16 protein-coding genes are annotated in these 23,784 nt (G+C 49.0%); 9 read left to right on the top strand and 7 right to left on the bottom strand.

Annotated elements, in window-relative coordinates:
- Window positions 1–27 precede the first annotated feature (27 nt).
- From ACKI5J_RS13890 to ACKI5J_RS13875, 4 genes are all read left to right on the top strand, one after another.
- Complete coding sequence (locus ACKI5J_RS13890) at window positions 28–207, top strand: hypothetical protein (RefSeq protein WP_407430086.1); 180 nt, start codon at window positions 28–30, stop codon at window positions 205–207.
- A 38-nt stretch (window positions 208–245) separates the two neighbouring features.
- Window positions 246–851, top strand: coding sequence for a hypothetical protein (locus tag ACKI5J_RS13885; protein WP_407430085.1), 606 nt, complete (start codon window positions 246–248; stop codon window positions 849–851).
- Between the two features lie 3 nt (window positions 852–854).
- Window positions 855–2,978 carry a cation:proton antiporter gene (locus tag ACKI5J_RS13880; protein WP_407430084.1) on the top strand — a complete coding sequence of 708 codons (2,124 nt, stop codon included), beginning with the start codon at window positions 855–857 and terminating at the stop codon, window positions 2,976–2,978.
- Between the two features lie 207 nt (window positions 2,979–3,185).
- Window positions 3,186–3,932 (top strand): YoaK family protein, encoded by a 747-nt coding sequence (locus ACKI5J_RS13875; protein WP_407430083.1) that lies wholly within the window; start codon window positions 3,186–3,188, stop codon window positions 3,930–3,932.
- A gap of 111 nt (window positions 3,933–4,043) precedes the next feature.
- On the opposite strand, the gene ACKI5J_RS13870 is transcribed toward ACKI5J_RS13875, so the two are convergent.
- Window positions 4,044–4,931 carry a helix-turn-helix domain-containing protein gene (locus ACKI5J_RS13870; protein WP_407430082.1) on the bottom strand — a complete coding sequence of 296 codons (888 nt, stop codon included), beginning with the start codon at window positions 4,929–4,931 and terminating at the stop codon, window positions 4,044–4,046.
- Between the two features lie 190 nt (window positions 4,932–5,121).
- On the opposite strand from ACKI5J_RS13870, the gene ACKI5J_RS13865 reads away from it, so the two are divergent.
- From ACKI5J_RS13865 to ACKI5J_RS13845, 5 genes are read left to right on the top strand one after another with little or no spacing between them, the layout of a single operon-like run.
- A complete protein-coding gene (locus ACKI5J_RS13865) occupies window positions 5,122–8,376 on the top strand; it encodes a SusC/RagA family TonB-linked outer membrane protein (RefSeq protein WP_407430081.1) in 3,255 nt (1,084 codons plus the stop codon).
- 18 nt (window positions 8,377–8,394) lie between these two features.
- A complete protein-coding gene (locus ACKI5J_RS13860) occupies window positions 8,395–9,915 on the top strand; it encodes a RagB/SusD family nutrient uptake outer membrane protein (protein ID WP_407430080.1) in 1,521 nt (506 codons plus the stop codon).
- Between the two features lie 43 nt (window positions 9,916–9,958).
- A complete protein-coding gene (locus tag ACKI5J_RS13855; RefSeq protein WP_407430079.1) occupies window positions 9,959–12,859 on the top strand; it encodes a sugar-binding domain-containing protein in 2,901 nt (966 codons plus the stop codon).
- A gap of 23 nt (window positions 12,860–12,882) precedes the next feature.
- The gene (locus ACKI5J_RS13850) at window positions 12,883–14,220 is read left to right on the top strand and encodes a sugar porter family MFS transporter (RefSeq protein WP_407430078.1); all 1,338 of its coding nucleotides are present in this window, start codon (window positions 12,883–12,885) and stop codon (window positions 14,218–14,220) included.
- A gap of 11 nt (window positions 14,221–14,231) precedes the next feature.
- Window positions 14,232–17,588, top strand: coding sequence for a DUF5107 domain-containing protein (locus tag ACKI5J_RS13845; protein WP_407430077.1), 3,357 nt, complete (start codon window positions 14,232–14,234; stop codon window positions 17,586–17,588).
- A gap of 56 nt (window positions 17,589–17,644) precedes the next feature.
- Here ACKI5J_RS13845 and ACKI5J_RS13840 read toward each other — a convergent pair whose 3' ends face one another.
- The 6 genes from ACKI5J_RS13840 to ACKI5J_RS13815 form a co-directional block, all read right to left on the bottom strand.
- Complete coding sequence (locus tag ACKI5J_RS13840) at window positions 17,645–17,872, bottom strand: hypothetical protein (RefSeq protein ID WP_407430076.1); 228 nt, start codon at window positions 17,870–17,872, stop codon at window positions 17,645–17,647.
- 103 nt (window positions 17,873–17,975) lie between these two features.
- Window positions 17,976–19,127, bottom strand: a complete 1,152-nt coding sequence (locus ACKI5J_RS13835; RefSeq protein WP_407430075.1) for a PAS domain S-box protein — start codon at window positions 19,125–19,127, stop codon at window positions 17,976–17,978.
- Window positions 19,128–19,229: 102 nt separating this feature from the next.
- Window positions 19,230–21,806, bottom strand: coding sequence for a PAS domain-containing protein (locus tag ACKI5J_RS13830; RefSeq protein ID WP_407430074.1), 2,577 nt, complete (start codon window positions 21,804–21,806; stop codon window positions 19,230–19,232).
- A gap of 211 nt (window positions 21,807–22,017) precedes the next feature.
- Window positions 22,018–22,857 (bottom strand): arsenite methyltransferase, encoded by an 840-nt coding sequence (locus tag ACKI5J_RS13825; protein WP_407430073.1) that lies wholly within the window; start codon window positions 22,855–22,857, stop codon window positions 22,018–22,020.
- A 129-nt stretch (window positions 22,858–22,986) separates the two neighbouring features.
- Window positions 22,987–23,400, bottom strand: coding sequence for an arsenate reductase ArsC (locus ACKI5J_RS13820; RefSeq protein WP_407430072.1), 414 nt, complete (start codon window positions 23,398–23,400; stop codon window positions 22,987–22,989).
- Window positions 23,401–23,509: 109 nt separating this feature from the next.
- Entirely contained in the window at window positions 23,510–23,782 is a 273-nt protein-coding gene (locus tag ACKI5J_RS13815; RefSeq protein ID WP_407430071.1) for an ArsR/SmtB family transcription factor, read from the bottom strand.
- Window positions 23,783–23,784: the final 2 nt, after the last annotated feature.

Here is a 23,784-nt window from a genome sequence, read left to right as displayed (position 1 = left end):
AAAAGTGGTAGGGGGCATTCCGGTTCCTTGAGTAAAACTGGTTGCCGGGAAGTATGTGATCCGAAGGCCATTCCGGACGATGGTAAGCAAGAGTATCTCAGTCCGATCGAATCCAACCTTTCAGAGCTGAATACGCTAATTGTAAAGGAAAGGGATAGGATTCGGAACGGCCTGCAGAGCGGTCATATGGATGTAGCAGGAAATTAATTTAAAACTTATTGCGGAGCTTGAAGGTATTTCTCTGTATGCTGACGTACCGAACCTCTTTTAGAAAAAAAGCCAGGACTAACCTCAGTCTTTTGGTATTGCTTATTACAGCCTGTTTCGCCGCATGCGGTGATAAGGAACGGGAGCAACAGCTGGAAAGCCGGGAGCAGGCTATTATCAAGAGGGAAATGCAATTTGCCGCAAAGGCTGCCGAATACCAGTCATTACTTCGACTTAGGGACAGCCTCATGTCAAAAAAGAGCGATACGGTCTTTGTACAGCAATGGCCGGAAAGCATTTCCGGCAACTGGAACGGAAAAACCGTATGCAGGGAATCCAATTGCAGCGACTACGTTGTAGGCGATCAGCGATCGGATATCTGGGAATTCGCGAGCGATTCTACCCATATCTTTACCAATATCATAAACAAAGGAAAATTTTTGCGGGTCTATTCTGCGCAGCTAGATAGTACAGAAATCAGGATGTACTACCAATCGGACTCGGCAGCAACCCGGAAAGTGGAGATCAATGTGGTGCTCATTCCTTCAGGGAAGGACTTGATTAAGGGAACTCAGACGATCTCTGTCAATAACAATTGCACAGCCAGGTTTTCAGTTGAACTCGTGAGAAGCGCTAATCTCTAAGCCATGTTTTTACTCAGCATTCAGCACCTGACACTGCCGATTGAAGATCCGATTCTGAAATTTCTATTGGAGCTCATCATCATACTTGGTGCCCCTTTATTATTGAACAAAATCAAAGTACCTCATTTGCTTGGCTTAATCATTGCCGGAGCGATAGTGGGGCCCAACGGCTATAACTTATTATCTCGTGACAGCAGCGTCGTCGTGACCGGAACTACCGGTTTACTTTACATCATGTTTTTGGCCGGTCTAGAGATCGACATGGGAGATTTCAAAAAAAATAAGTGGAAAAGCCTGGGTTTCTCCGCATATACCTTTGCGATGCCTTTTATATTGGGACTGCTTGCAGGCCTTTATATCCTGAAGTTTAATCTACTCACCTCAGTGCTCTTTGCGAGCTTATTTTCTTCTCATACGCTGATTGCCTATCCCCTGGTGAGCAAGCTGGGCATCGCCAAAAATCTCGCTGTAAACGTAACAGTAGGAGGTACTATGGTTACGGATGTGCTGTCCTTACTGGTCCTGGCAGTGGTCGTGGGGATGACTCAAGGTACAGTCGATACCAGTTTCTGGGTGCAGCTTTCAGTTTCTATGCTCGTGTTCAGCGTGCTTGTACTGGTGTTGTTCCCTATTATGGCCAGATGGTTCTTTAAAAATGTAGAAGACAAAATCTCCCAATACATATTCGTGCTGGTGGTAATCTATCTAGCCGCCCTGGCTGCAGAACTTGCCGGGGTAGAAGCGATAATCGGGGCCTTTTTCGCCGGCCTGGCGCTTAACCGGCTTATTCCTCATTCTTCGTCCCTCATGAACAGGATTGAGTTTGTAGGAAACGCCATTTTTATACCGTTCTTCCTGATCAGCGTAGGCATGTTAATTGATTTCAAGGTATTTTTCATCGGTTGGGAAACGATAAGTGTCGCGGTGGTGATGCTGATCTGCTCCATAGGCGGGAAATACCTGGCTGCCATTGCTACTCAAAAAACGTTTCGGTTTACCGACGATGAAGGACGACTGATCTTCGGTATGAGTGCCGCATCTGCCGCAGCTACACTGGCATCCGTGATGGTAGGTTACAACATCATCATTTCCGAAACAACTACCGGTGAACCGGTGCGGTTACTCAATGAACACGTCCTGAACGGAAGTATTTTGCTGATTCTGGTATCCTGCACCATTTCGTCATTCGTTTCCATGTCCAGTGCGCAAAGGATCGCGCAGGCTGAAAATGAGCAAACCGTATCGGATAACAATCCCGATGATGAGAATATTCTGCTGGCCCTGAACCACGAAGAAACGGTAGAAAGCATGATCAACTTAAGCTTACTCATGAAGTCAGAGTCAAATAAAGCCGGATTGTTTGCCCTCAATGTGATCAACGAAAATAAAAATGAATCTTCTGTTAAGAATGCCGACAAAATATTATCTAAGGCGGTGAATACAGGCGCGGCGGCCGACACGAAAGTAATGCCGCTGATCAGGTATGATAATGACGTCATAGCAGGTATCACCAATGTGCTTAAAGAGCAAAAAATCACCGATATGGTAATCGGCCTCCAGGATGAAAAGGGTTTTTCAAGCTCCTTTATTGATAACCTTTATAACGGCTACCTCACCAACGTTCACGTCAATGCGCTGGTATATCATGCTGCCCAACCTATAGCTACAGTGAAGAAGTATCTTGTACTTATTCCAGCGAATGCCGATCAGGAGCCTGGATTTTTCTATGCGTTGCTGCGGATCTGGAATATTGCCAAACGCTCTGGTGCCTCCATGGAGTTCAGGACTACCGAACACATTATCACGATATTAAAACGAATCCGGAAAAAGGCCAACATTGAAGCAACCTTTACTCCCATAGACAATTGGAATGATATTTCGGATATGGCAGCGGAACTTGGTAGCGATAATGGATTTATTGCACTGATGGCTAAGAGAGGTATGGTTTCTTACAATCATCAGATGAGCCGATTGCCTTATCTGCTTAACCGGAAGTTACGTGATCACAACTACTTGCTGATCTATCCCTTCTCGGAGCTTAGTGCGGAAAAAACGGAAAGACGCTCGATCAGTAACCACGATGATTTTGCGGAAATTGGACAGATTATAGGTAAACTCTTTCGTTAGGCAGCGTTCCGGTTTCGGTATCCACAGAAGTGTAAGTGTTAGGAAGCCTCGTGTAATGGACCCGTTAGCAGGATTATTGTCATTTCCCTTAAGAAATTAGAATATAAAATATTATACTTGACAAGTACTTCAGCACAGCAAGTACGCGTAAGGTTCCAGATCCCCCTCGGAAAGGGTTTGTGGGATTGATCAAATAGTCAATACAATATGTTCAGGCATAATGGTAAAGGTCGCACCTATCTGCACAATCTAAAACTGGCTTCCCTTCTTTCCTGTGTAGCTGGTATAGTCAACATCACCGGCGTACTTTCACTAGGTGTATTAACCACAAATGTAACAGGTCATTTTGCTTTTTTCTCAGAAGAGTTTTTCCTCAAAGATTACAGGATGGCCTGCATTTATCTGGTCTATACCTTGTTTTTTTTATTTGGCGCGTTTGTTTCGAGCACCCTGATGGAACTGGCACTAAAATTTAAACACGACACTTCCTATATGTTTCCTATCGCTGTCGAAATAGGGGTGCTTCTCCTGGTAGCGTGTTCGGATCTGCTGGGACTCACTCATTGGTCTATGAGTCGGATATTTCTTTCATGCGCCCTGCTTTTTGCCATGGGGCTTCAAAACGCCCTGGTAACGACCGTATCCAAGTCAGTAGTAAGAACAACCCATCTGACCGGGTTATTTACCGATTTGGGTATCGAATTATCCCAGTTGTTATTTTATAAAGGAGTGGCCGAACGCAAAAAGCTACATAAAGCCATTTTCTTAAAAGGAGCTATTATCAGCTGCTTTTTCTCAGGAGGATTAATAGGAGGTTTCACGTTCCTGATCATCGGACAAACCGCGCTTTTCATCCCGGTGATCTTGTTGTTTTTCGGGTTATGGTATGATAGGCTGCTGCTCCGTTATTATAACGTAAGAAGAAGATTCAGACATCAGTCGTCTCCTAAATAAATGGAAGCAGAATATCCGGCGGGCTTTCAGAACCGGAACTATCTGGTCATTAACAGGGTCAACCGGTTTAAGAAAAAGGATGTTAAAGAAGGCTTTAAAAAAAGCATCCCTTCAATCCATTTTATGTTGATTCCTGTAATGAACTGGAGAAACACCCATCAATTTCTTAAAAGCCCTCGAGAAATAAAAGGGGTCTCCAAAGCCGAGTTCGCGACAGATCTCTTTAATGCTTTTGTCTGTAAAATACAGATACTGACAGGCTGATTGCACCTTTATCTCCATGAAGTACTGGTTAGGGGAGCTCCCCGTCTTTGCCCTGAAAAGCCTGGAGTAATGGGTGACCGAGAGATTTTGCTGAGCGGCCAGCTCCTGAACCGAATACAGGGCACCCGGATTCTTTTTCATAAACAGAACAGAACGGCTGATCTTATCCTCTCCCGGCGTTAGAGGATCCATCTCGCGGGCATACAGCAAACTGGATACGAAATTCAGGTATTTAATATTGACGATTTCCAGGTTCCGCTCTTCGAAGCTGTTCTCTATCATGCTGAAAATCCGCTCGAAGTCTTCAATTCTTTTCGTATCATAAGCCAGGAAAACGGGTTCCTGCTTAAGTTCTGCATACTTCTGGTGCAAGTAGTCAGCATACACCCCGGTAAAGTGCAGCCAGTAGATCGTCCATGGATCTATCAGAGAGCTTTTATAATGGTGAGGGGTATCTTTTGGCAAAATCACGAAATGATTGGGTGTCAGCTGTATCGTTCTGTCGGCTATGGAAATGGTTCCCGTACCGGCAGTACAGTAAAGGAGAATGTATTCACTGCATCCAGTTTTCCTTTCCCTGTCATGATAGGCTGCATGGGGGAAGAAGCCGCTCGATACTACATGGAAACGGCTGATCAGATCATTATTTAAAATGTTACGCCTGATGTTAGGGGGCAAAACAATCATCTTTTGTCCCACGAAGCCGTCTTTAATTTTCTTCTGTGCTATGTTCATGTAAGATCAGTCTTCGTCTGTAAGCCATATAAAAGTAGATTTCTTTTTCCGTACCTGCAAAATGGTATAATAATCCATCTCTTGAAATGAAAATTCCATGCAAAATGATACGCTGTCTGACTATTTTTGATAGACTAACTGAAACCAGAAACCAATCAATTACTACATCCTTTCATAAACGTAAAATCCCATGAAGAGAAAACTAACATTTAGGTCTTTCATTATACTCATGACCATTCCGGCCATGTGTCCGCTTTACGGCTTTTCGAACAACAACATGTACGGAGCGGCACACAAAGGCAGCAATCATGAGCGTGCTGAGCAGCATTCCGGTGTCCTTGCCCGGCAGGTTGTGGTCAACGGTACCGTCAGAGACGAGAAGGGCGAGTCGCTGCCCGGAGTAAGCGTAAAGATCAAGGGAGCTCCCGGTGGTGCCAGCACCGACATGAACGGAAGATTCAGCATCTCCGTCCCAGATGCCAACAGCACCCTGGTATTCACGTACGTAGGCTATACTTCCCTCGAAGTACCGGTAGGGGGAAGGGCCAGCCTGAACGTGGTGTTGAAAGAGTCTTCCACTGCACTGACCGAAGTGGTGGTCATCGGTTACGGAACCCAGTCGAAGGGTAATCTAACCGGTTCAGTCGCCAAGATCACTTCCGAGAACATTGAAGAACGCCCGATCGCCAGAATTGAACAAGCCTTGCAGGGACAAATGGCAGGGGTGGCCGTCAGGAATACCTCAGGTGCCCCCGGCAGCGATATCTCCATACGCGTTCGTGGTGCTTCGTCGATTTCCGGAGATGCTACCCCCCTTTATGTGGTCGACGGTGTTCCGCTCGATAACTTATCGGGTATTAACCCCGCAGACATCGAGTCTATCGACGTTTTAAAAGATGCCGCCTCTGCCGCCATCTACGGCTCCAGGGGATCCAACGGGGTCGTGCTGGTAACCACCAAACGAGGAAAGACAGGTACACCTGTCATTTCCGCAACGGCTTATACCGCCGTATCGAACATTGAAAGGAAAGTCGATGTATTGGATTCAGATCAATGGATCGCTTTCAATCAGAAATGGCTCGACAGGCAGTGGCGGGTCAATCATCCTACCCAGAATCCTAACGCCACCCAGGAGCAGCGTATCGCTTACGCACAAAGCCTGGCGCCCGCCGGAACAGTTTACGGCACCAGACAATCACTTTTGCCCATACGCGCCAGCTACGGTATTTACGATCCTTACTGGGGAACCGATGCGCTTGAGCCGATAGACTGGCAGGATGAGCTCTTCCGTTCCGCTCCCAGCAGGGATATTCAGCTGAATGCCTCCGCGGCAACGGACGCTCTTTCATACGCTATTTCTGCAGGCGTGTTCCAGCAGGATGGGGTCGTTCACGCTTCTTCATTTGACAGGTATTCGCTTCGGGCTAACCTCGACGCCAGAATCAACAAATTTATCCGGGTGGGTCTGGTACTCGCACCCTCTCTGGGCCTCAGGGAAGGAGCGAATGTAGACGGTAAGGATAACGCGGTCTCCCGGTCGCTGAGCTTTCCGGGATGGACATTAGCGGGTTCGGGCAGAATGGCCGGCGCAGACCCATACAAGTTTTATGGCGAATGGGGTGCCGGGGCGAACAACGTGAGCCCTTATGTTCAGGCAGTCTATAATGAGCGGCTGAACCGCGACGTGCGAATGAACAGCTCGTTCAACGCCACCATTGATATCGCAAATGGTTTGAACGTAAACGCTTTGGTCGGCTGGAACTACAGGGGCAACAGAGAGCGCTCCTACAGCCCTACATGGATCCAGGGAACCTGGGATACATCGGTACCGGGTGAAAGGTCTTCTTCCCGATATACTACCTTGCAAGGTCACTCACTCCTGACCCAGGCAACGCTTAATTATGACAAGAGTTTCGGCGACCATAACTTCAACGGTTTGCTCGGAATCTCACAGGAGACTTACAAACAGGAAAATACAGATCAGGGACTGACCGGATTTCCAAATGACAAAACCTGGGTTTTCGACAGGGACCGTGCGACAACTACCAATTTCAATACGGTCGGCGCCTCGGAGAATGCCCTGCTTTCTTATTTTAGCCGCGTTCAGTACAATTACAAGAGCAAGTATCTTTTCTCCGCATCGTTACGTAGCGATGGGTCCTCCAAGTTCGGAGAGAACAACCGCTGGGGTTTATTCCCGGCCGTTTCTGCAGGCTGGCGAATTGACCAGGAAGATTTCATGAACCGGATGGACTGGCTGAGTACTACCAAGCTCAGTGCCAGCTGGGGACAAACAGGAAACGACAGGATCGGAAACTCAACTTTTGTTTCCAATATGGCTGCTCTTAACTATGTATTCGGCGATAACCAGGCCATCAGCAATGGATACGTGGTAGGAAATATTTCCAACTCCCTGCTCAGATGGGAAAAAACAGACAGCTACAACCTTGGCCTTGACCTGGGCTTCCTGCGCGACCGCTTTACCTTATCCGCGGCATATTATTATAAGAAGACCAGCGACCTGCTGCTCAGTGCGCCTGTCTCACTCACAACAGGGTTTTCCAATATGATGGACAACATTGGTAACGTGGAGAATAAGGGCTTCGAACTGGAACTAAGAACATTTAATACCGTTGGTGCCTTCAAATGGAACAGCAACGTGAATGTGACCATCAACCGGAATAAGATTACCAAGCTGGGTTCAGGCGATGCTGACATCCGCATCGGACAGGGAAATACAATCATCCAGCGGGTAGGCCATGCGATCAACTCCTACTACCTCCTCGATGCGGTGGGCGTCTTGAGAGAGTCGGACTTTGACCGCGATGCCAGTGGAACCTGGCTTCCGAAAGTGCCGGTTTGGTCGGGTCAGAGACCAGGTGATACCAAGTATCGTGACGCAAACGGTGATGGCCGGATCAATGCCTCCGACTATATCGTTGCCGGAAATTATCAGCCTGACTTTGAATGGGGATTCTCAAACAACTTTACATACAAGAACTTTGACCTGTCTATCCTATTACAGGGAAGAGTAGGCGGAGATCTCCTTTCTATCGGCTCAAGAGGCTGGAACAGGCCAACGAACGATACCAGATGGCTGTACATGGAGCAATGGCTCACCAAAGCCTACTGGTCAGAAGAGGAGCCGGGCAACGGTAAGGTACCCGCATTTTTCTCGGCTGTTACCAGTGAATACGATACCAACTGGATGTATGACGCAGGCTACCTGAGGATCAAGAACATCAACCTGGGATACAATCTGCCCCTGAAAGCCAAGTTCATTAACAGGGCCCGCGTTTATGTATCCTGTGACAATGTTTATATGTGGGATAACTATTATCCGGGATTCTCTCCTGAGGGTGCTTCCCAGGATAATGCCTCTTCCGACTGGGGATCTTATCCGCAGGCACGCACATTATCATTAGGTCTTACCGCAACATTTTAATCATCAATTTATCAGGACATGAAACCACTAAGAAATCATATAGTCACTGTAATGGCCATGATGTCGGCTCTTCTAATAAGCTGCGATAAGGACATTATAGCGATCGATCCTATCGAGAATAATACAGCAAATGCCTTCTACCAGAATGAGATAGAGGCCAAACAAGCCATAACCGGTATTTACGCCCGTTTGGGCAGGAACGGAACCAATACCGATTTTGCCACCGACTACTATTGGCTCGCTTCCGAGAACCGTTCAGACCTACTATACCTGGTGGACGGAACTTCCGCGCAAAACGATCAGCTCGAGCTCAGGAAATACCTCATCTCTCCAAACTCAGGAACGGTTTCAGGTATCTTCGGAAGGTTGTACAGCCTGATCAAAGATGCCAACAGTTTACTGTACAGAACCAAAGAAGGGGAGTACACCCGTTATAGAGCCGAAGCCCGTTTTTTGAGAGCATTCGCTTATTTTGAATTGCTCAGGTCATTCGGCCCTGTCGCCCTCATTACAGAGCCGATCGAGAACCGGGATGCGGTGACCTTGCCCAGAGAAGAGCCCCAGGCCATCTACGCGCAGATCATCTCCGACCTGGAGTTTGCTGCTGCGAACCTGGATAAGTTTTACACCGGAGCCGATGCCGGAAGGATCGGTAGCGTGGCTGCCAATGCGCTTTTAGGTCAGGTATACATGACGATGGCCGGCTATCCTCTGAATGACGCATCAGGATACACCAAAGCGGAAACGGTGTATGCCGGTATTATCGCCGACGTGGATACCCGCTTCAATCCTGATTATACGAAGCTCTTTATCCTCGCCAATGAGAATAAAAACGATATTTTCTCCATTCAGTTTGCTTCAGGCCAAAACGTAGGCTCCAGCCTTCCCGGGTTTATTACCAGTTCTCCGTCCTCCGGTTCGCCTTTCCCCGAATGGACTTATGCCACTTACAGTTTGCAGGGGCAGGACGTACGGGTAGACACCATGCTAGTCAATCGCATGAAGGCGAGTGGCGACAAGCGCCTGATGGCTAGCATCGATACCGGGTATTGGAACAGTACCAATCCGGCTACACGTAGCTGGGTAACACGAAATATCGTGACAAAGTTCCTCGAAAAGGATAATACTAACACACGGATCAAGGCCTGGAATGACTTTCCGCGCAACTTTACGATCATCCGTCCGGCAGATGTTTATCTGTACTACGCCGAAGCACTTATTGCAAATGGCAAAGCAGCCATGGCCAAGCAGTATGTGGATAAGCTGAGGGCACGTGCGGGACTCGCCCCGCTGGCTGCAGCGCCTACTCTGGCGAATATCAAAGAAGAACGGAAATATGAGTTCATCGGAGAAGGACGACGTTTCTTTGATTTGGTCAGATGGGGACAGGCAGAAGCCGTCACCACGCTGTCCAGCTTTGCACAGCATTATCACTCACAAACAAACGGACAGTTGCCATCCGTGAAAGACTTGCTGCTGCCCATCCCTCAAAACGAGCTAAACACAAGGAATAACTGGGTTCAGAATCCTGATTATTAGTACAACGAATGACCTGACTGGTCATAACGAAAGAAAATCACTTATGAGCATACAACTGCGAACCATCTGCATGCTACTCATCGCCCTGGTGGCGATGGGTAGCCTTAAGGCGGATGTTATCCCATTGCAAGGAACATGGAAGTTCGAGATCGACCGGGAAGACCAAGGCATCGCCGGGAAATGGTTCAGCCGGAACCTCATCGATGAGATCAGGCTACCTGGTTCAATGGCCGAAAACCTGAAAGGCGATCCGATTACGCTTGAAACGAAGTGGACAGGCAGCATTTACGACAGCTCATTCTATTTCAACCCGCGGCTCGAGAAATATCGTCAGCCGGGGAATATCCATATCCCGTTCTGGCTTACTCCCGCAAAGCATTATGTAGGCGCAGCCTGGTACCAGAAAGAGGTGATCATTCCGGATAACTGGAAGAATAAGCACATTATTCTCAACCTCGAAAGGGCACATACAGAAACGCAGGTCTGGGTAAATAACCAGGAAGCAGGAACGCAGAACTCCCTTGCCGCACCGCATATCTATGACCTCAGTTCCCTGCTTAAACCCGGTAAGCACCGTATTACCATCCGCGTTGATAACCGGATCAAGGAGGTGAACGTCGGGCCTGATTCACACAGTATCAGTGACCATACCCAGGGAAACTGGAACGGGATCGTAGGAAGCCTGTTTTTAGAAAGTGCGCCACAAGTCTATTTTAAGGACATCCGCATCTTTCCGGACGTTGCCAATAAGAAGGCCAGAATAAAGATGGTCATTGCCAACGGCTCCAACGCAAGTGTGAGCGGCGAGATCAGACTGAGCGCAAAAAGCTTCAACGTGGCAAAGGACCATCAGACCAGTCCGCTTACTATCCGTTTTACAGCAGCAAAATCAGACAGTACGGAAGTCGATGTGGAACTTCCCTTCGGAGAGGGTATGCTTACCTGGGACGAGTTCGAGCCGGCCTTGTATAAGCTCAACGCAACACTCCGGACAAAGGCGCTAACTGTAGAAAGGCAGGTGCAGTTCGGTATGCGCGATTTCAAAATCAGCGGAAAGCAGTTCCTTCTGAACGGAAGACCGGTGTTCCTGCGGGGTACCTTACATAATGCCGAATTTCCCCTTACCGGCTACCCCGAAATGAAAGCTGAAGGCTGGGAAAAGCTCTTCAGGACAGCTAAGCAATATGGCCTGAACCATATCAGGTTTCACTCCTGGTGCCCGCCAGAAGCCGCATTTATTGCTGCCGACAGAGTGGGTATCTTCCTGCAGCCGGAAGCGCCAAGCTGGCCCAACCACGGACCGAAGATCGGCCTTGGTCAGCCTATAGATAAGTACCTGTACGACGAGACCGGCCGCATGAGCCGGTTCTATGGAAACTATGCCTCCTATACCATGCACTCTGCCGGTAATGAGCCTGCTGGTAATCAGGTGAAGTACCTGAATGACTTTGTAGACTTCTGGAAGAAACAAGATACGCGCAGGGTTTATACAGGCATGTCTGTCGGCGGTAGCTGGCCCATCGTTCCTCACGCTGAATTTCAGGTCCGGGGAGGAGTAAGAGGTCTTGCCTGGAACAAAAGACCAGAGAGTATCTCCGACTTTAGTGAAGGCATCGCGCCCTTTAAAGTCCCTTTTATCGCACATGAGATGGGTCAGTGGTGCGTCTTCCCCAACTTCGGTGAGATCAAAAAATACAAGGGCGTTTACCGTGCCAAAAACATGGAAATGTTTCAGCAGGACCTGCAGGATCAGGGCATGGGCGACCAGGCGCGCGACTTCTTCATGGCCTCGGGCAAATTGCAGGCTCTTTCGTATAAGTACGAAATGGAGAAATCATTACGTACACCGGGTTACGGAGGGTTTCAGCTATTGGGACTGCAGGACTTTCCCGGACAAGGAACCGCACTGGTCGGCGTGATTGACGCCTTCTGGGAAGGTAAAGACTACATCTCCGCTGAAGAGTTCTCACGCTTCTGTAATTCCACAGTGCCCTTGGCGCGACTTCCCAGGTTCGTCTTCTATAACAATGAGAACTTTCAGGCACAAATAGACCTTTTCCGCTCCGAGAAGACCGATCTCCAGAACGGCGTCATTCGCTGGAGGATAAGAGATGCTGCGGGCAAGGTGTTCAAAAGCGGGAGCTTTAGTCCGAAATCCTACGGTAACGGCAACGGCATCCCGGTCGGGAATATTGACTTCCCCTTGGGGGAGGTCATTCAGCCCTCCAAACTGAACCTCGAAGTGTCGGTCGACAACACCTCCTTCGTTAACGACTGGAATTTCTGGGTATATCCGATCAAGAACCCCGAGCCATCCTCTGCGGTCTATTACACCACCGCGTTGGATCAGAAAGCAAAAGACGTACTAAACCGCGGAGGAAAGGTATTCCTGAACGCCGCGGGTAAGGTGGTGAAAGGCAAAGAAGTGCAGATGTATTTTCTGCCCGTCTTCTGGAACACCTCCTGGTTTAAGATGCGACCTCCTCACGTAACCGGAATGCTGATCCGGGAAAAGAGCGCCGCATTCGCGGAGTTTCCCACCAGCTATCACAGCGATCTGCAATGGTGGGACATCCAGCACGGTTCGCAGACGATGATCCTCGAAGATTTTCCTGCAGGCTTTAAGCCGCTGATTCAGCCGATCGATACCTGGTTTCTGAACCGGCGATTGGGATTGGTGTACGAAGCCCGGGTAGGCAGAGGAAAAATCATAGTGAGCAGCGCCGATTTACGCAAAGACGCAGACGATCGTCCTGCAGCTAAACAGTTATTCCATTCGCTGCAGCAATATATGGCGTCAGACAAGTTTAATCCCGCTCAGGAAATCGATATCAAGGTCATCGAAGATGTGTTCCTTACACCATCCAGGCAGCAGTTTGATACCTACACCAAGGACAGTCCGGATGAGTTGAAACCTGATTCCAAAACGAACAAAGTAAAATAAAGCCATACAGTCCAAAGCATCATATGAAAGAAACTTATAATAGTCGTTATATCCTTGGCATTTCGTTCATCTCCGCACTTGGAGGATATCTCTTCGGCTTTGATTTCGCAGTGATTTCAGGCGCACTCCCTTTCCTGCGGGATCAGTTTAATCTCAATGCCTACTGGGAGGGCTTCCTGGCCGGCTCGCTGGGACTCGGATGTATGGTCGGCTGCCTCATCGCCGGGAAGCTGGCAGAGAAATACGGCCGGAAACCCGGCTTGTCGGTAGCGGCACTCATCTTTGCCCTGTCATCTCTGGGAATGGCTTTATCCTCCGGGATGAATGTCTTCATCTTGATGCGATTCATCGCCGGAATAGGCGTGGGCATGGCGTCCATCCTGAGTCCGCTGTACATAGCCGAGATTTCCCCCGCGTCGGTAAGAGGCCGTAACGTGGCCATCAACCAGCTGACGATTGTTTTCGGGATACTCATTACCAACCTGGTCAATTATAAGCTGGCAGGCTATGGGGATCAGGCCTGGCGCCTGATGTTCGGCTTCGGCGTGATACCTTCCGTGCTGTTTCTGATCGGCGTTGCGTTCCTGCCAGAAAGTCCCCGATGGCTGATGGCGCATGCGCGCGAAGAACAGGCAGCAGTCATTCTGCAAAAGATAGGCAACCGCGATTATGCAGCAAAGGCAGTGTCCGACTTCAAACAAAGTTACAACAGCAGGCAGTCGCAAACCTTCTCAGCCGTATTTTCCAGAGCTGTACGCCCGGCTATCACCATCGGCATTATCCTGGCTGTATTTCAGCAGCTATGCGGCATTAACGTCGTCTTTAATTTCACCTCTACTATCTTCGAATCCGTAGGTGCAGACCTCGACAGGCAGCTGTCTGAAACGGTAGCCATCGGAATCGTCAACACCCTGTTCACCCTGCTGGCCATGTGGCAGGTCGACAAACTGGGCAGAAGGCCGCTGATGCTGGCAGGTTCACTCGGCCTGGCCGTCGCATACCTGGTTCTGGCAGCGCTGCTACAAAGCCAGGCCGCGCCGCTATGGATCAGCCTCGTTGTCTTGATCGCCATCGCCCTGTACGCTACATCCCTTGCTCCCGTCACCTGGGTGCTCATCAGCGAGATATTTCCGAACCATATCCGGGGCCTCGCCTCATCGGTCGCCATAGTATGCCTCTGGGGAGCGTATTTCATACTCGTCTTCACCTTCCCGATCCTGGCCGAGGTATTGGGGACATACGGCCCCTTTTATCTGTACGCGGTAATTTGCCTGGCCGGGTTTCTTTTCATCAAACTCAGGGTCAAAGAAACCAAGGGACAGACCCTTGAAGAACTGGAGAATAATTTCGTCGCACATTAATACTAATTCTTATGAATCTTCCGATTGTAAAAGCATGGACCCAAACGGTTACTATCCCGACATATGAAGTGGGCACACCCGATAAGAACCCGATGTTTTTTGAAAAAAGAGTCTATCAGGGAAGCAGCGGGGCCGTATATCCGAACCCCATTATCGAAAAGATATACGACGACAAAATCAACCGCGACTATCAGGCTGTCTACCTTGAAAACCAGTATATCAAGATCATGATCCTCCCCGAGCTGGGAGGGAGGGTGCAAATGGCCTGGGATAAAATCAAAGAAAGGCACTTCATCTACTACAACCAGGTAATCAAGCCGGCACTTGTGGGCCTGTGCGGACCCTGGATCTCAGGAGGTATCGAGTTTAACTGGCCACAGCACCACCGCCCCAGTACGTTTGAGCCTGTAGACTTTAGTATAGAAGAAAATCCGGATGGCAGTAAAACCGTATGGGTAAACGAATTGGAGAAGATGTTCCGCACCAAGGGCATGGCGGGGTTTACCTTGCACCCTGATAAAGCCTACCTGGAGATCAAAGCGAAATTATACAACCGGACCGACCTGCCGCAGACCTTCTTGTGGTGGGCCAACCCTGCAGTCGCCGTGAACGATCATTACCAGTCGGTATTCCCTCCTGATGTAAATGCCGTGTTCGACCACGGGAAGCGCGACGTTTCCACCTTCCCAATAGCCACCGGCACCTATTACAAAGTAGATTATGCACCCGGCACCGACATATCGAGGTACAAGAATATCCCCGTGCCGACTTCCTATATGGCCGTAAACTCGCGGTATAACTTCGTCGGCGGCTATGAGCATGATACCCGATCCGGAGTATTACACGTTGCCGATCACCATGTATCTCCCGGAAAGAAGCAATGGACCTGGGGTTGCGGCGACTTTGGTAAGGCCTGGGACCGCAATCTCACTGACGAAGACGGGCCGTATATCGAACTCATGACCGGTGTGTTTACCGACAATCAACCCGACTTCAGCTGGCTGATGCCCTACGAAGAAAAATCCTTTACCCAGTACTTTTTACCCTACCGGGAGCTGGGGATTATCAGGAACGCGAGCCAGGATCTCCTTCTGGGCCTGGACCTGGATCAGCGGCAGCTGACGATCCGGATCTTCGCCACCAGTGCAATGACCATCCAGGCCATCGTGCTGGTCAGAGGAGCCGCATTCATCCGGCAGGATATCACGCTCAGCCCCGAGCAGCCATACGGAAATACCTTTGAACTCCCTGTGGATGCCGACGAGCAAGATCTTCTCATCCGCCTGCTCGACTCAAATGAACAAGAACTATTAAAATACGACCCCGCAGCAGATGAGGAAAGCCCTGTCCCCGAGGCAGCCAAAGCGGCCAAGACACCCCAGGAAACAGAAAGCTGTGAGCAACTTTTCCTGACAGGCCAGCATCTGGAGCAGTACCGCCACGCCACGTTCAGTCCCGTTCCCTACTACATGGAAGCCCTGAGACGCGACGCCGGCGATATCCGGAACAATAATGCCCTGGGAGCATGGTATTTGCGCAGAGGGCAGTTCAAGCAATCAGAAGGATATTTTCATAAAGCCATAGAAACCATCACCCAACGTAATCCAAACCCTTACGATGGAGAGGCGTACTATAACCTGGGTTTATGCCTCAAATACCAGGGGCGCATGGACGAGGCATACGAAGCCTTCTACAAGGCCAGCTGGAACAGCGCCTGGCAGGACGCAGCTTTTTTCTCCCTGGCGCAGATTGCACTCCTCCGAAAAGAATACCATTCCGCTCTCGGGCATATCAACGGGGCCATGGACCGGAATGCCCGTAACGGGAAAGCTTACGTCCTCAAGGCCCTTGCTCTAAAAAGCACAGGCCGTTTAAACGATGCTCTTGCGGTTGCCGAAACAGGCTTGAAAAGAGACCCCTTCAATATCGGTCTGCTCTTTCAGAAAGCCGGCTGCCTGTCCGTTTTAGGCCACGATGACCAGGCAGCAGAAGTCCTCAAAGTACTTCAGTTACGGAGTCGCGGTTCGGCAAATACCCTGATCGAATACGCCGCAGACCTCGGCTGGTGCGGAGCATATGCGGAAGCCGTTCAGCTCTTATCGCATGTGCGGCCTGAGGAGCAGCATTCTCCGATGCTGTTGTATTACCTCGGCTATTACCATGAGCTGTCAGGCAGCCATGACCTGGCACAGCAATTCTTCGAGAAAGGCGCGCTGGCAGACCCGGCTTATTGCTTCCCCAACAAACTCGAAGATATCCAGGTGCTGCAAATGGCGTTACGTTTAAATTCCCGTGATGCGAAGGCCGCTTATTACCTCGGCAATTTATGGTATGACAAACGCCAATACCAGGAAGCCATAAGAGCCTGGGAGCACTCCGCAGCTTCAGAACCCTGCTTTCCCACGGTGTGGCGAAATCTTGGTATCGCGCAGTTCAACCATCTCCATAACCACAAGAACGCCTTACAGTGCCTGGAACGGGCCCATAAGCTGAACAAAAATGATCACCGCGTATTGATGGAATTGGATCAACTATACAAACGCCTGAATCATTTACCAGCAAAACGCCTTGCCTTCCTGAACGAAAACCTCGGAGTGGCCATGCAGCGAGACGATCTGTTCCTGGAGATCGCAGCCCTGTATAATTTCCATGGCCAGTATGACAAGGCACATGCACTCATCTCATCCCGCAAGTTTCATCCCTGGGAAGGAGGTGAGGGAAAGGTATCCGGGCAATATCTCTACAGCCTGACCGAAATGGCCAAAGAGCATATGTGGAATGGTAACGCCGAATCCGCTATCACCTGCCTGATGGCAGCACAAGCCTATCCGGAAAATCTGGGAGAAGGGAAGCTTTTCGGTGCCCGTGAAAACGATATCCATTATTGGCTCGGACGAGCTTGCGAGAGCCTGGGACAGACGATTGAGGCGGCCGATTGGTATCAGCAGGCAGCAGCCGGGCTGTCGGAGCCCAGTGCAGCCATATTCTACAACGACCAACAGCCCGACAAGATCTTCTACCAGGGGCTGGCGCGATACAAGCTGGGCGATAAACGAGGGGCCGAGCAAATCTTCAGCAACCTGATCCGTTATGGAAAGCAGCACAAAGAAGACGAAGTCCGCATAGACTATTTCGCCGTGTCGCTACCTGACCTCCTGGTCTTTGAAGACAATCTCGCCGTACGCAACCGGATTCATTGCCTGTACCTGCAAGGGTTGGGGCACCTCGGCCTGGGTGAGAAAAAAGAAGCACTTGGCTCATTCAACACCATCCTGCAAATGGATGCCATGCACTTCGGAGCCAGGACTCACCAGGAAATGCTCGAAAAAGACGAGGCCGCATTAGCAGGAAAGTTCTTACAAGACTAGCTGTTTATATGCTCCACTATTCAGAGCCTTAGCCCGGAGGCCTCCCTGGCTCAAAGCTAAGGCTCTGAATAAAACGTCTCCAGGTTCTCACATTCGAATCCTAACTCATTCACTACAGCGATAATCTCAGCGTTTTTATTGACGCTTGATTTCACCCGCAAAATCCTGTCAGAATCAAATAAATCAATCGTCCATCTTAGATCCTCCATTAAGCTGTTCAGATAAGGTCGTAGTTTGTTCAAGTCATCACTTGAAGCAACACTTGTTTTAAAGATTGAAATCATATCAATACCGTTTGATTTAATTCGCTGCCGCAATAAATACGTTGGCCGTTTTATACAAAGATGAAACAGGCAAATGACAACAGTATGTCAGCTGGTCCTGACGCTATGCAACTTTTCCATCAAAACGTTTCGGTATCGTGATATAAATCGTCGTTCCTTTGCCCGCTGCTGAGATGATTTTTATTGTGCCTGTCAATAAGTTTACTGTAGAACGTATCGTGTGTAAACCGAATCCTTTTCCGTTTAAAGTTAACTCGTCAAAGCCCTTTCCGTTATCGGTCACACGAATTTGAATACCCGTTCGTTCCTCCGAAATATGTACACTGGCCTGACTTGCTTTCGCATGTTTAACAACATTCATCATTAACTCCTGAACGATACGGTATACCGAAATTTCCAGAAATCGCTCGGCCCGGTTGGTAAACCCCTTGAATTTGCATTCAAAAGAGACATCTCCACTCAACTGGCCACAAACATCTTCCACTGTTTTCTTCAGGCCGAACTCTTCAAGCAAGACCGGCGTCAAGTCATGTGAAATTCGTCTGCACTCCTGTATACAGTCCGATAGTAGTTTTTTCGTATAAAGCAGCGTTTTGTCGTTACCCGGCATCGTAACCGCGACATGGCCTAAACTCAGTTTAGCTGCGAAAAGTACTTGTCCCAGGCCGTTGTGCAATCGCTCAGCAACACGTCTGCGTTCCTCCTCCTGCGTGTTTAAAATGGTTTCAGCGATCTGCTGGCGATGTTCCTGCTCCAGGGCGAGAGACTTGAGTTGCTCCCGTTTTTGTTTCGTAATATCTTCTAAAATCGTATAGCCCAGCTTACTGTTATTGTCTTCTATCAGGATAGTTGCAATGGAAACCCAGGCTTCCTCGCCATTCTTTCTGATGAGGCAGGCTTCAAAGTGGAAAGAGGGCATGTCTGTCGTCCAGATTTCGTCCTGCAATGCTTTCCAATGCGCTACAAAATCAGGGTGCGAAAAGTCCGTGATCCGCCTTCCCAGCATCTCGTTTTCCGAGTAACCGATTATCCGGAGAAACGCAGCATTAACTTTAACGATATGGAGTTGGTCATCGATAATTTTGTTGCCGACAAGCGATTGTTCAAAAATCTTCCTGAAACGCTGCTGGCTAAGTTGATACGCTTCTTCCAGCCGGTCTTTTTGTTCCTGTAAACTAGCGGTTAGCTCAATCTGCTTCTTTAATACGGCTATTTCGTCGAGCAGCAGCTTATTTCGGGTACTCTCTTCTGGCATGGTGGTGTTGGCATTGCGTTACAAAAATAACCTAATCTATCCGTATTTAATAACCTTCGCCCTGCAAAGTTAATGAGTTGCAAAACAGTGGATTTGATCATCTCAAAGAGGCAAGGTGAAGAAAAACGTAGATCCTTCTCCTTCGGTACTTTCCACCCAGATACGGCCATGATGGCGTGCAATGATCTCCGCACACAGATAAAGACCGATGCCGAATCCTGAAATATGCCGGGTATAGCTGGTTTCAACCCTGAAGTAGCGTTCAAACAGGCTTTCCTTATGCTCTTCTTTAATGCCGAAGCCTTCGTCCTTAACACTCACCTGGACGGTTGGGCCGGTTATTACGCAGCCAACTTCAATGCGTTTCCCTTTCGGTGAATATTTGACCGCGTTACTCAACAGGTTGGAAACAACCAGGCTGATCTTGTCATGGTCGGCCTGGACTTCAATCGGGTCGCATGGTAAAAATTGGATCTGGTGTGTGCTCAGCGATATTTCCGTTTCCTTGATGATCTCGGTAAGGAGTTCCTGTAAGTTGAACCCCGTCTTTTCAATCTGCATCTTTCCCGACTCAAGGCGCGAAACATTCAGGAACCCGCTGATCATCGTTTCCATCTTTTTTACCTGGATATTCGACTTTTCTATAGCTCCCTTGAGGAAGGTATCATCAGTTTTCGCCAGTTTCATCGCCGCCACCTGCAATAACGCTTTGATAGAAGTAAGCGGCGTTTTCAGCTCATGGCTGACGATGCCAATAAAGTCGTTCTTGCGCTGCTCGTCTTTTTTCTGCTCGGTAACGTCCTGCAGTACACCACTCAGCCGGGTAGCCCGCCGCTCGTCGTCGAACAGTGCCTTGCCACTGGCCCTCACCTCGCGCGGAGCATTCGTAAGAGGATTAATAATGGTATAATCGATCTGATAAGAGCCGCCCGATTCATAAATCAGCGCCCGCGCAATCGCATCCATTACCCTTTTCCGGTCAGTCTCAGCGATGACACTGGTTGCAGCAGACAGGTCTATCTGTTCTTCCGGCTGCAAGCCGAACCATGATCTCATCAGGTCATTCCCCGAAAACTTCCCCGTTACAGGGTTGAAATCCCAGGTGCCCAGGCCAGCAGCGTCAATGGCGAGCTCCAGCTCGTCCTGGCTGATCTTCAACGCATCGTTCAGGGAGGCCAGTTCCTCGTTAGCGACAGACTGTTCCTCATTCGCGGCCTGTAGCTCCTCATTGGTAGCGGCCAGTTCTTCGTTTAGATGCTGCACCTTATCGCGGGCCGTTACCTGCGATGTCACATCAATTGCGGTCGCCATAACGCCGATAATGTTCTCCTGTGCATCCCTGTAAGGCTGATAGACGAAATCAACGTACAGCGTTTCCTGTTTATTATCTCGGAGCAGTGTTACGGCGCGTTCCCTGGCCTCGATCGTTTTGCCCAAAGTAAATACCTCCTTCAGCAAGTGCTCCAGTCCCTGGTTTTTTGCATCAGGCAGCCCTTCAAAAAGAGGCTTGTTCATCATTGCTTCACGTGGTTTGCCCCAAAGCGCAATCATTCTGTCGTTAGCAACGGTCACCGTGTGATCCGGGCCCAGCAGAATGCACTTCGAAACCGGCGAGCGCATCATAATGTTGTATAGCGTTTTTCCGCTTTGCTCTGCCTGTAGTTTGGCATTGACCAGCTCCGTCACGTCAGCAGCCGTATTCATGATGCCATAAACATGACCATCACTGTCAAAAAGGGGTGTAAAGTCGTAGTTGAAGTAGAACGACTGGAGTGTGCCATCAACAACCAGGTCCACCCGCTCATTCTCGGCATGGTAGGCGGTGCCGGTTCTGTATACCCGGTCCAGGTGCTCGTATACGCCCTTGTCTGCAAGCTCTGGCAGTACTTCGGCATAGGTCTTACCGATAAGATCGGTGCCCCTGTTCCACGTATCAATAATGGCCTGGTTCAACAGTTCAATGCGCATTTCCGGTCCGGTATATACCCCGATAGGGAAGGGAGCACTTTCCACCAGGCTTCTGATCTTTTGCTCGCTGATGGCCAGCTCTGCTGTACGTTCCCTGATCCTGCTCTCCAGGTTTTCGTTGAGCCGGGCTAGTTCGTCCTGCATCTGCTGCAGTTCTTCGTTGATAGCAGAAAGTTCCTCGTTACCCGACATCAACTCTTCATTGCTGGCCTGCAGCTCCTCATAAGCCTGCTGCAAGTCGCCGTTCAGCAGCCTCATATTCCACTCATTTACTTCAAGCAACTTGCGGGCCGCTATGGCATCGCTAAACTCATTCCGTATTTCGTGAATGATATAGGCAATGTCACCAGTTTCCGCAAGCACCGGCTGGTGTATAACCTGCCAGTAGGTTTCCTTCAGGTTACCAAAGTTTAACGGATCAGGCAGGTCGATGCGGGTCAGCGGTATCTGATGCGGCTGTTTGGTTCGTAAAACCTCGCGCAAAGAGGCAGAAATGCTGGTGTCTTTTTCACCAGATGCAGGTAAGCCGGGAAAGAAATCAAAGAAGTGATGACCCCTGATTTCGTTTCTCGGCTTACCGGTCAGCTTCACGAGGTTGTCACTGACCGTGAGTATGGTAAGTCGCGGTGAAAGGACCACGCAGTATGCTGGTAATGTCTCAAAAACGCGTAAAGCAATTGGTGGCAAAACCTGACTGCTCAAATCTTTCATAGTACTGTAGAAGGTTAGATATATGTATATACAAGAATACATATTATTAAGAATTGTTTAACCGATATCCTTGTATTTTAAAGAAAGCACTACAGCACCGCAGCATGACAGTGCCGTATCCGGCAGGAGAACGGAGTACTCCCTGGATACGGTACAGATGAGAATCAATTGAGCCTGAACCTCATCGCAGAGACCCTTAAGAGGTCAAACCTTAGCTGCAACATCCCGGAGGGCAGCAGGCTTCAGCAGGTTTCTCCGCATAAACGGTAACGCTGAAAATCCCTGTCTCGCCCGACCTAAAGTCAGCAATTTGTTTTTCGTTGAGATAATCTTTCAAAATATCATCCGGTATAACGATCGCTTTTTCCTTCTGCACCATGATGTTCTTAAAGCCGCTATTGTGTATCAACTCCAGATAGGCGTCTTTCTGTATAGCACCCGATACACAACCCGCATACATTTCTGCGGCAGAGCGCAGGGCTTCAGGCAAATCACCAACCAGTACCACGTCGGAGATACTAAAATGCCCGCCTGGCTTCAGCACCCGGTAGATGTCTGCAAATACACCAGCTTTGTCGGGCACCAGGTTCAGCACACAATTGCTAACGATTACATCCGCTACATTCGCTGAAACCGGCATGTTTTCAATATCACCCTGACGGAATTCTACATTATGGTACGCCAGCTTCTCTGCATTCAATCTGGCCTTTTCAATCATTGCCGGAGTAAAATCAATCCCAATGACCTTGCCCGTTTCGCCTGCTTCCGAACGAGCGATAAACGCATCATTACCCGCGCCGCTCCCCAGGTCAATCACCACATCACCCTTTTTAATCCTGGCAAACTGCGTCGGCAGGCCGCAACCCAAACCCAGATCTGCATCTGAAGTATATCCCTCAAGGCTGGAGTAATCCTCATTCATGATGTTATAGACTTCGGTAGAGCAAGCCGAGGCACCACAACAGGACGATTCGTTAGTCTCCTTATTCTGTAGCGCTATTTCACTGTATTTCTGCTTTACTAATTCTTTAAGTTGTTCTTCGGTCTTCATAATATTTGATGTTAATCGGTTATCTCTGTGAATCTTTTCTATGGATTATATCCAGAGCGTGAGGTAGCGGTCTAAAAAGCTTAATTTTTTCCTTTCGGCAGCAGGTGCACAATGGTTCGCAGACATGGTCTAAATATTTTCCCTGATGAATTCCTCAGAATATTTTTTGATCATATCCCTTACCGTTCTGAACTGCTGCCTGACTTCATCTTCAGTGCCCGATGCTTTCGCCGGGTCCGGGAAATTGTAATGGAGTTTTATTGCCTTCGTTGGGAAATAAGGGCAGCTCTCTTTGGCATTATCACAAACGGTTATCACAAAATCAAAATCGACACCCAGGTATTCATTAACATGATTGGACGTATGACCGGCAATATCGATCCCGTCTTCTTTCATGATAGCAATTGCTTTGGGATTTACGCCATGGGTTTCTATTCCCGCGCTATAAACTTCCGCTTTTGCTCCTGCAAAATACCTGAGGTATCCTTCGGCAATCTGGCTCCGGCAGCTGTTTCCGGTACATAGTACTAATATTTTTTTCATTGTAACGTGCTTTATGATATCCTGTTATTATTATCCGACGCGTCAAAACGCCACACTCATTCTATTATTGTAATATTGCAATGATGCGATCTCTTTAAGCAAAAAAATTTTAGCAGCAGCTCTTTGGCGCCTGGTATGCACTAAGAAAGCCGCCGATTCGCTCTTGTAAAAGCGCCCAGGTTTGCGGGTTGATGCAGTAACATACATTTACCCCCTCAATGTTGCCTTGAATAATTCCCGCGTTCTTTAGTTCCTTAAGATGCTGCGATATGGTCGCCTGGGCTAGTCCCAGTTCATCCACCAAATCGCCACATATGCACGTATCAGAGATCAGTATTCTTTGCAGAATAGCGATACGGGCAGGATGAGCCATCGCTTTCAAAA

The sequence above is a fragment of the Arcticibacter sp. genome, assembly GCF_045629565.1.
GTDB lineage: Bacteria > Bacteroidota > Bacteroidia > Sphingobacteriales > Sphingobacteriaceae > Arcticibacter.
This window is presented reverse-complemented; position numbering and strand designations above follow the sequence as displayed.

Excerpts from the sequence above, each read along its gene's own strand:
- ACKI5J_RS13885 (WP_407430085.1), top strand. The coding sequence starts at position 246 with ATGCTGACGTACCGAACCTCTTTTAGAAAAAAAGCCAGGACTAACCTC.
- ACKI5J_RS13880 (WP_407430084.1), top strand. The coding sequence starts at position 855 with ATGTTTTTACTCAGCATTCAGCACCTGACACTGCCGATTGAAGATCCG.
- ACKI5J_RS13875 (WP_407430083.1), top strand. The coding sequence starts at position 3,186 with ATGTTCAGGCATAATGGTAAAGGTCGCACCTATCTGCACAATCTAAAA.
- ACKI5J_RS13870 (WP_407430082.1), bottom strand. The coding sequence starts at position 4,931 with ATGAACATAGCACAGAAGAAAATTAAAGACGGCTTCGTGGGACAAAAG.
- ACKI5J_RS13865 (WP_407430081.1), top strand. The coding sequence starts at position 5,122 with ATGAAGAGAAAACTAACATTTAGGTCTTTCATTATACTCATGACCATT.
- ACKI5J_RS13860 (WP_407430080.1), top strand. The coding sequence starts at position 8,395 with ATGAAACCACTAAGAAATCATATAGTCACTGTAATGGCCATGATGTCG.
- ACKI5J_RS13855 (WP_407430079.1), top strand. The coding sequence starts at position 9,959 with ATGAGCATACAACTGCGAACCATCTGCATGCTACTCATCGCCCTGGTG.
- ACKI5J_RS13850 (WP_407430078.1), top strand. The coding sequence starts at position 12,883 with ATGAAAGAAACTTATAATAGTCGTTATATCCTTGGCATTTCGTTCATC.
- ACKI5J_RS13845 (WP_407430077.1), top strand. The coding sequence starts at position 14,232 with ATGAATCTTCCGATTGTAAAAGCATGGACCCAAACGGTTACTATCCCG.
- ACKI5J_RS13840 (WP_407430076.1), bottom strand. The coding sequence starts at position 17,872 with ATGATTTCAATCTTTAAAACAAGTGTTGCTTCAAGTGATGACTTGAAC.
- ACKI5J_RS13835 (WP_407430075.1), bottom strand. The coding sequence starts at position 19,127 with ATGCCAGAAGAGAGTACCCGAAATAAGCTGCTGCTCGACGAAATAGCC.
- ACKI5J_RS13830 (WP_407430074.1), bottom strand. The coding sequence starts at position 21,806 with ATGAAAGATTTGAGCAGTCAGGTTTTGCCACCAATTGCTTTACGCGTT.
- ACKI5J_RS13825 (WP_407430073.1), bottom strand. The coding sequence starts at position 22,857 with ATGAAGACCGAAGAACAACTTAAAGAATTAGTAAAGCAGAAATACAGT.
- ACKI5J_RS13820 (WP_407430072.1), bottom strand. The coding sequence starts at position 23,400 with ATGAAAAAAATATTAGTACTATGTACCGGAAACAGCTGCCGGAGCCAG.